Genomic DNA, 1,235 nt, shown 5'->3' with positions numbered 1-1,235 from the left:
GATCAGGCATTGAATATCTATGAGGAAATCGTCGCCCAGATGATAGATCCGGCAATATTAAGGTATGCCGGACAGGACATGTTCGAGGCGAGGATATATCCTTTTCCCGCAGGGGGAGACCGGAGGGTGGAGATGGACTACCAGCAGCTGGTGACCAGGGAAGGGGATTTATACCGGTTTGTCTATCCATTATCCACCGAACGTTTTTCCTCCACTCCCCTGGAGGATGCTTCGGTAGTGGTGAGGATTAAAGCGAGGTCTCCCATCAAGAACGTGCACTGTCCCAGTCATGATGTGGAGGTGGAGTATATCAACTCCAAGGAGGTGGAGGTGAGCTGGGAAGCGGAAGAGGTGAAGCCGGACAAGGATTTCATTTTGTATTATTCTTTAAGTGAGGAAGAGGTAAGCTTGAGTTGCCTGACCTGGCGTCCCCACCGCAGCGAGGACGGATATTTTGTAATGCTGGCATCGGTGGGAGATCAGCTGGACAGGGTGGTGCCCAAGGATGTGGTATTTGTGGTGGACCGTTCCGGTTCGATGAGAGGGGAGAGGATGAATGGGGTAAAGGAAGCCCTGGATTACTGTGTAGAGAATTTAAACCCGGGGGACCGGTTCAACATCATCACCTTTTCCTCCAGTGTGGACCACCTGTTTGAGGATTTGCAGAATGCAGACCGCTACAACATCCAGGAAGCCCGTGATTACCTGGAGGGAATAACTGCGAGGGGAGGAACCAATATCAGCAGGGCACTGGAGGAAGCTTACTCCAGCAGTTTCAGTTCAAGCCGTCCCTGTTTCATCGTATTCATGACCGACGGCTATCCCACGGTAGGGGAGCTGGATCCGGGAAAGATAGTGGAGCAGGTTGAAGGATATAATGACGCCCGGATGTTTGTGTTCGGGATTGGCAGCGAGGATATCAATGCGGTGTTGATGGATGCGATGGGAGAAGCGGGAAAAGGGCTGGTGGACTACGTAAAAGACGGGGATGAGGTGGAATTGGTAATCAAGGGGTTTTACGACAAGATATCCCATCCCGTGCTCACAGATATCGAGATTGGCTACGGAGCGGTGGGAGTATACGATGTGGTTCCGTTGACTATCCCCGATATATTTTCCGGTCAGCAGCTGGTGGTCACCGGTCGTTACCGTCATTCGGGCAAACGGTGGGTGGAGCTGGAAGGCATCCAGGGAGGAGAGCTGAGACAGTACCGGTTTGAGGTTGATTTTACCGA

At 52.2% G+C, this 1,235-nt stretch carries 1 pseudogene; it reads left to right on the top strand.

Annotation, left to right across the window (positions count from 1 at the left end):
- Positions 1-1,235, top strand: a pseudogene (locus APR53_07100).

This window comes from Methanoculleus sp. SDB (assembly GCA_001412355.1).
Lineage (GTDB): Archaea > Halobacteriota > Methanomicrobia > Methanomicrobiales > Methanomicrobiaceae > LKUD01.
This window is presented reverse-complemented; position numbering and strand designations above follow the sequence as displayed.